Below are 7,658 nucleotides of genomic sequence, written 5' to 3'. Positions count from 1 at the left end.
CGGGCCGCCTGGTCCAGCAGTTGCTTCTTCCAGGCATAGATCTGGTTCGGGTGAACCTCATAGCGCTGGGCCAGATCGGCCACCGTCGCCTGCTCCCGCACGGCTTCCAGCGCGATCTTTGCCTTCAACGCCGCATCGATCTTGCGTCGTGTCTTCGTCGTCATCATGCCCTCCGTCTATCAAACGGAGCGGCCCTTTTCCAACTTAGCCTCTGGTCCCAAAACCGGGGTCCATTTCAGGGTCAATTTGGTGGCAATGATCGATAGTGCTCATCCGTCCGTGCTAGGGATGCCTCCTACTCTCACCTTGGACCAGGAATGGTCGGAATTCCTTGCATTCCTTGTCGACGAGGGAGGATTGTCGCCTGAACACGATGCAACCATGGCAATTCGGCCGGGTGACTTCGCTACGCTCGCGAGCGCTGCTTTTGGTGCATGGAAAATCGGTGTACCGGCGCTTAAGGAAATCTTCCAAATGTTCATTCGCCATATTCGCGCGGGCAAACTATACGTACCTAAGAAGGTTTCGGCGCTCTGCATCTCTTACACTCGGGAGTCCGCTAGCGCAGCAACTCCATGGCGCGCTGCTTTCGAGAGCGTCGTTGAAGGGCCCCCTCTTCCTGGCGACCATCGCTCCCTTCTGGAGCATCCAAATGTGACTGTTCTTGCGGAGGACCCCTCACATCGCCTTCCCGGCGAGGCATTCGTTCGCCGTCCAACAAAAGCTTCAAAAGACGCACCTTTTCACCCCCTACTTCAATAGATCAGGACCTATAATACGCATCCGGTGACGTCCGGTGAGGACCGCGTGGCCGTTACTCAGGCAGCCTGATTGGCTTGCTTGTTCTGGTCGCGCCAATTCCAGGGTAGCAGCGCTTCGAGCTTTTGGGCTGGATGTGCGGCGATGCGCGCCAGGACGTCGGCGAGCCAGGCTTGTGGATCCACGTCGTTCATTTTGGCCGTTTATGCCGCCCGCCGAACTATGCCGAACGGAGTTGGTATGGCACGCCGTTGTCACGCTGGCACCGTCGATCGCTTGCAGGGCAGCCCCATTCCATTCGGCATAGTCTGGTCGTTCAGAGCGCCTCCAGAAAGGCGAGCAGGCGGTCATTCGGCTGGAAGCGGGTTCGCTTGCCGCGCTCGTACGGCTTGAGCTTCGCCAGGGCAGCTTCCTTGAGGGCGAGGTGGGCGTGCAGGTACGTCTGCGTCGTCTCGACCGATTCATGACCGAGCCACAGCGCGATCACGGAGCAGTCGACGCCGGCCTGCAGCAGTTCCATCGCAGCGCTGTGCCTCAGCACGTGCGGCGACACGCTCTTGGCCTTCAAAGACGGGCAACTCTTGTGAGCGACACGAACATGCTTTCCCAGCAGGGACTGGACGCTGTCGGCACTGAGCCGGCCCCCGTACACGTTCGGGAACAACGCTGTTGCTCCTTTCCGCAACGGTTCCTTGAGCCATGCCTGGAGCGCACACCGTGCGAGTGTGGTCAGCGGAGTGGTCCGCTCCTTCCGCCCTTTACCGACGCATCGTACGTGTGCGCCAGACCCGAGGTGGACGGCATCCCGGTCAAGGCCAGTCAGCTCGGAGAGGCGCAAGCCCTTCTGGGCCGCGACCAGCAGCAAGGTGTGATCACGGCGGCCAAGCCACGTCGTTCGATCGGGCGCGGCGAGAACCGCCTTGACCTCCGGGCGCGTCAGGAAGTGCACCTGTCGCTTGTCGTGGCGCTTGCTCGGTATGGCGAGCACGCGCTGGATCAGCGCACTGTGTGCCGGTTCCTCGAAGGACACGAACCTGAAGAAGGATCGGATGGCGGTCAGACGCAGGTTACGCGTCTTCGCGCTGGCGCCGCGCTTTACCTCGAGATCAGTGAGGAACGCGCCGATGAACGTTGCGTCCAAATCGGTGAGCGTCAGGGCCGATGGGGGCTTCCGCAGCTGCACCTGTGCGAATGAACAGCAGCCGGAACGTGTCCCTGTAGGAGGCGATCGTGTTGCCGCTAACATTGCGCTGGCGCATGAGGCGCTCGGTGAAGAAGCGCTCGATCAACGTCGCGACATTGCAGGCGGACTTCATGGCGTCACCTCCCACCGCCGATCGAGACGCCGCGCCGCTTCTTCCATCAACTCGGGGCAGGCCGAGAGATACCAATAAGTATCACGCACGCAGGCGTGGCCGAGGTAAGTGGAGAGTACTGGGAGTTGCTGCTCATTGCCTTCGCGATACCAGTCGAGCAGCGTCCGGATGGCGAAGCGATGACGGAAGTCGTGCACGCGTGGCCCGGTACGATCACCTGGGCGCCGCAGCCCGATCTCTCGGGACAATCGCCAGAAGACGCGATGAACGTACTGGTGCAGCAAGCGGCCTCCCTGTTCGGCAACGAAGAAGGTCGAGCCGCAGCGTGATCCGAGCATCGCGTCGCGCCGGTGGGCGTAGTCGCGCAACGCGGTTCTCGTCGTCGGATGCAATGGCACGAGCCGCGACTTGCCGAACTTGGTCAGCCGGACCGTCAGCACGCCGGCGTCGAGGTCGACGTCATCACGCTCCAGGCCCATCGCCTCGGATATACGCATGCCCGTCACCGCGATCAGCCCGAACAGGGTATGGTAGGTCCATCGACGCAGCCCGCCCGCTGGTGGCAGAGCCAGCGCTGCCGTCAGCAACGCATCGATCTCCGCGTCGCTGTAGACATAGGGCTTGGCGCGCTTCCATCCGGGCAGCATGCCGACGGGCGGTACCTGCGTTCTCGGATCGAAGTTGGCGACATAGCGCGCGAACCCGCGCACGTCGCTCAATCGCAGCGCCCAGGATGCATGACGATCGGGCGGCAGCGTTGCCCATTCCATGGCCAGCTTCGTCGTGATGCTCCTGGCTTTGCGCTTCTCCATGAAGGCGACGAAGTCGGCGAGCCGACGGGTCTGGTGCTCGTACTTGTATCCAAACCACGCATGCTCAGGTACTTATCGAGTGCGGCGCGCAGATTGCTCATTGCACGCCTCCCGGCCAGGGCAGGCTTCAATGTTCTCAGCGCATCGATATCGACCTTCGCGTAAATCCGGGTGGTGTCGTGGTTCTCGTGCCGCAGCAACTGTCCGATCTCCGACAAGGTCGCGCCAGATCGGAGAAGCTCGGTAGCGAGACTGTGTCGGAAGATATGGGCGCCGCGGTGTGCGCAACCGTCGATTCCAACCCGATCGAGGGCGGCCTTGGCGATCATGGTGATCGCACATCCGGAAGCAAACCCGATGTGCGGCGCGAGTGTGCGGACGAACAACCGTCGGCACGACGACTTTGGGCGGCCACTGCGCAGATATGCAACGATGGCCGCGCCAACGTCTGGCGGTATCGGCATCCGTGCACGCTGTCGGCCCTTGGCGCGAACGAGTATCTCGCTGGCGCGCCAGTCGATATCATCGAGCGTGAGCGTCGCAACCTCGTTGGCCCGCAGGCCGAGCTTGGCCAGCAACAACAGAATGGCGTAGTCGCGCCGTCCCATCACCGTCTCTCGGTCGCAACCGTCGAGAGCCTTCCGCACCTGAGCGGCAGGCAGATAGGTCGGCAGAGTTGCGAGCTTCCATCGTCGCATCGATGGAACGCAATCCGCCAACGGGCGCACGTTCAGCCCCCGATGGTGGAGGTAACGGAGAAAGGCGCGCAACGACCAGCACATCGCCTTGCCTGTTCCCGGGCTCCAATCCTGGGCGTGGCGCTCAATGTAGCGGATCACGTCCTCTTGGCTGATCTTGCACAGGGCGGCGACGCCGCCGGAGCACACCTCGTGCAAACACCTGCGGATGACCGGGAGATGGCGGACGATGGACCTCGGGGCCAAACCGCGCTCTGATCGTAGGTAGGCATCGAACTCCTTGAAGATCCGTTCGTGCTGGGTGAGAGGCGGTAGCACCAACGGCGCGATCGCGCCTTCCTCGCGCAGCACCGACAGCCATCGCTTGAGCGCTGCCCGGTCACCGGGTTGGATAGACTGCCTCCCGCCTCGATGCCGGAGGTACCGCTCAACGACCTGCTCATCGAGATCGACCAGCTTATAGCGACGGCCCGCGATCCAACTCAGGAGCCCGCCAACCACGTTGAGGCAACGCCACGCGCCGTGCCGAACGAGCCTCTCTTCGACGAGACGAACGGCGTAGCACTCGACGAGCCGTCCGTGCGGCCCGCTTCTGAGACGCCGGCACAGCCGGCTTCTGCCCAAGTACTCTTCAACTTCCATCTTCCTGTTCTCCGCTGTTGAAAGCGGAGGCACAGAACGAACTATGCCGAACCGACCAAACGCCGGTCAGCGAGAAATCTGGGGAAAACGACCCGACTCGGCATAGTTCGGCGGGCCGCATAAACCTGCAAGCTCAACGACGTCAACCCGGCTGCCTACATCGCCGAAACACTCGAGGCGATCATCGACGGCATCCCGATAGCAGGATCGAAGACCTCATGCCGTGGCGATTCCGCAAATCGTCAAGCCAGCCTCAATAGGGCCCCGGCTGAGCGCTTACGAACATCCGGTTGTCGCGCCCGGTCGAGCCTTCTGATCGGGCCGCCCCTGCGGTAGCGGCTCGTCGAGGTCTGGTAGTACTGCGCGCGGATGGCCACCATGGCCTCGATCAACGGTCCCCAGGGCGCGGGAAAGCGTTCTTCCGCCATCACCCGGTTGAGGAACTCCATCACAGGCATAGCCGGATAGCGCCGCAGCAGCAGGATCCCCGCGTTGTCGGCCTCGCCGGCCGACCTCTCCTTGTCGTGTCCATGCAGATCGTTCTGCAAGCGCTCTATCGCGGAGATGAGCCGCAGGACTTGGCGAACGCCGGACGCGCGCAAGGTCGCCATGTCCAGCCCCCACAGCAACGACAGGCAACGGAACACGTCGGCGATCGAATCGATGCCGTTGTGCAGGTACTCGGCGTAGGACCAGCGTTCCGCCCGTGCTGCCTGCGCGTGTCCGGCGCGCAGCGCCGCGCAGTAGCACCGGATATCGTCGAGGAGCTGAGCACGACGATCGTAGGCGAGCGCGTCCAGCGAAGCGCGCAGCCCTCGAATCCGGGGAGCGCGCACGGCTCGCCCTGCCCCAGCACCTGCTCTACCGCGGCGAGTTGCTCCGGCGTGATCAGGCCAAGGTCGTTGCAATCGTCGAGCCAGAACAGCAGCGCCAGTTCGCGATAGAACGCCACGATCAGCGTTTCGTCCTGCGGACCGCGGCCGGTGCGGGCGCTGGTGTCGCGCAGGCTCGCCTGGATGCGCTGCAGGATGTACTGGCCGCCCCTGACCTTCCACGGCATGCTCGTCGGCGAAGGCGGTCAGGGAACGCCCCCCACTCCAGCACCTGCTGCAGCGCGCGTTCGGTCTGGATCATGGCGCTGCTCCTGCTCCCTCGGCCAGGACGTGCCGCCCCCAACGAAGCGCCAGCCACAACCCGGCGAGTTCGGCCACGCGCACGACCCGGGTGGGGCAATACAGTTCCTTGCCGATCCACAGCGGCGTCTGCGGCAATGCATGCGCCGCATGGCGGGCGAGCATCCACTCCAGCGCACGCGCCACCGAGCGCGCGATGCGCTGGCGCCCTGCCGGCTCTTCGCTCCCGTCCATCGCGGGCAACGCGAACAGCGCATAGGCGGTTTCCTCGAATGTGGATGCGCGACCGGCGCCCCAGCCGCCATCGTTGTGCTGTGCCTGCAGCAGCGCCGCCAGCGCGCGCTCGTCGCGCCACTGGGGCTTGCCTTGCGCCAGCGCAGCGACCGCATCAGCGGTGGGATACAGCCACGAAACGTGCCATTTTTCGTTGTCCCATAGACCGTGCTGGTTGCGACTGGCCTCGACGTAGGCGCGGGTACCGGCGGCGGCCTTTCCCAACAGTCGCAACGCGTGCAGGGCATGGATGTTGGTTGACACGGAGGTCACCGCTGCCGCCGGCCGATCGCAGCGGCAAAGGGGCTGCTCCATGCGAGCGGTCGCTTATGCGCATGGCGCGTGCTTGAACAGATACGCGTCGGCCCGCTGCAGCATCTTCGCCAGCCGTTCCGAACGCGGCCCCAGCGGGGCGATGGCCTCCCCGGCATCGCGCAACAGATCCGGTACGAACTGGTGCGCTGCCTGCAGCCCCATGATCGACGCGCAGGTCGGCTTCTGCGCCGCCGCATCCTTGCCAGGGGTCTTGCCCAGCGTCGCGATATCCGCTGTCGCGTCGAGAATGTCGTCGATCACCTGCAAGGCCAGCTCGAAACAGGCGCTGTAGCGATCGAGCGCATGGTACAGCGCAGCGTGCGCGGCATCCTCCGCTACGACGCACAGCGCGCCCATGCGAACGGAGGCGCGCACGAGCGCTCCGCTCTTCATCCGGTGCATCGCCAAGATCCTGTCCAGCTCGACGTGCTTTCCAACCAGCGACAGATCCATGGCCTGCCCGCCTGCGGCCCCCTCGGCGGACACGGCCTGCGCCAGTTCGCGCACGAGCGCGATGCGCTTGTCGGGCGGCGCATCCAGGCTCGCCAGGGTCAGGAAGGCGTGCGCCTGCAGCGCATCACCGACCAGGATAGCAGTGGCTTCGCCGTACTTGACGTGCACGGTCGGAAGGCCGCGGCGAAGCACGTCATCGTCCATCGCGGGCAGGTCGTCGTAGACCAGGGTACAGGCGTGCATCATCTCGATGGCGGCACCGACGTCGTCCAGCGTGTGCGCCGGCGTGTCGGCCAGTTCGCCGGCAGCCAGACAGAGCAAGGCGCGGGTGCGCTTGCCGCCTTGCAAGGTGGCGTAGCGCGTGGCCGCCATCAGCTCGGTCTCACCCTCTTCGGCGCAGAGAAGACGGGCCAGCGCCTGTTCGACCCGCTTTGCGCCGTCCTGCATCCAGATCTCCGCCAGCAGTCTGCCGGATGCACCGGGCGCCTGCGCGTCCAACGCGCCGAGGGCGGAAACGCCAGCTCGACGATCCTGTAACGTGGAATCGGTCTGCTTGTTGTTCATGTCCTCGTACCTGACAGGAGAGGGCCACGCCGAGCCGCGGCAGTATTGCCGGCGTCGCACCGAGCGCGCGCTGGTGCAGTAATGCCGCGCGTCGCTGGCGCTGCTGCCGGGGCCTGCAATGCCAGCTCATGAGAATGCGATGCGGATAGTCATGGACGGATGTGCGGTCGGGTAATAGCGCCAGCCTTTTTCGACGTCGCTCAGCAACCGCGGCCGCACTCCGGCCTTGTGCATGGTCAGCGCCAAGGCAATGGAGAACTGCACCAGTTCCAGCCATGCCAAATGGTAGCCGATGCAGACGTGTGGGCCGGTACCGAACTGCAGCATGTCCATCGGCCGGATCGGCTCGGAGCGTTGCAGCCACCGCACCAGGCGGAACTGATCAGGCGCCTCGTGCAGCAGCGCCGAGGTCGAGAAATGCAGCAGCGGGATGCACAGATCGGTGCCTGCGGGAATGCGCCGTTGGCCGAGTCGCAATTCACGCAGTGCGCGACGCACCAGGAGCGGCGTCGCCGGATGCAGGCGCAGCGTCTCGCGGAACAGCGCCTCGGCGACCGGACACTGAGCTAGTGGTTCATCACAGTGGTTTTGACTCTTTGGCTGCAGCGGGATAGGCGCGGCGGAGTTTGGCGCGGGCTTTGTCGGTTGTGAACATCCATTTGATGCGGTCTCGCGTTTTATTTCGCTGCCGCT

At 64.3% G+C, this 7,658-nt stretch carries 4 protein-coding genes and 5 pseudogenes; all 9 read right to left on the bottom strand.

All coding sequences use genetic code 11. From position 1 onward, the window contains the following. A partial coding sequence (locus ACZYOF_RS40835; RefSeq protein ID WP_463702678.1) for a transposase occupies positions 1-164 on the bottom strand: 164 nt, incomplete at its 3' end. Positions 165-818: 654 nt separating this feature from the next. Beyond that, a pseudogene (locus ACZYOF_RS40830) lies at positions 819-962 on the bottom strand (transposase domain-containing protein); the annotation flags it as partial. A 113-nt stretch (positions 963-1,075) separates the two neighbouring features. Next, a pseudogene (locus ACZYOF_RS40825) lies at positions 1,076-2,075 on the bottom strand (tyrosine-type recombinase/integrase). Beyond that, complete coding sequence (locus ACZYOF_RS40820; RefSeq protein WP_463719285.1) at positions 2,072-2,785, bottom strand: tyrosine-type recombinase/integrase; 714 nt, start codon at positions 2,783-2,785, stop codon at positions 2,072-2,074. Before ACZYOF_RS40820 ends, ACZYOF_RS40825 begins: the two are co-directional and overlap by 4 nt. Positions 2,786-2,790: 5 nt before the next feature. Further along, positions 2,791-4,227: a tyrosine-type recombinase/integrase gene (locus ACZYOF_RS40815; RefSeq protein WP_463719284.1), complete on the bottom strand. Its 1,437-nt coding sequence runs from the start codon at positions 4,225-4,227 to the stop codon at positions 2,791-2,793. Positions 4,228-4,469: 242 nt separating this feature from the next. Further along, positions 4,470-5,361: pseudogene (locus ACZYOF_RS40810) on the bottom strand (terpene synthase family protein). Continuing rightward, positions 5,358-5,903, bottom strand: a pseudogene (locus ACZYOF_RS40805) (prenyltransferase/squalene oxidase repeat-containing protein); the annotation flags it as partial. The pseudogenes ACZYOF_RS40805 and ACZYOF_RS40810, both read right to left, overlap by 4 nt. 57 nt (positions 5,904-5,960) lie before the next feature. After that, the gene (locus ACZYOF_RS40800) at positions 5,961-6,965 is read right to left on the bottom strand and encodes a polyprenyl synthetase family protein (protein ID WP_463719283.1); all 1,005 of its coding nucleotides are present in this window, start codon (positions 6,963-6,965) and stop codon (positions 5,961-5,963) included. Positions 6,966-7,091: 126 nt separating this feature from the next. Then, a pseudogene (locus ACZYOF_RS40795) lies at positions 7,092-7,535 on the bottom strand (cytochrome P450); the annotation flags it as partial. Positions 7,536-7,658 lie beyond the last annotated feature (123 nt).

Source organism: Bradyrhizobium sp. LeoA1Lang (genome assembly GCF_055413685.1).
Note: the sequence above shows the minus strand (reverse complement) of the source record. Positions and strands in the feature narration are given on the sequence as shown.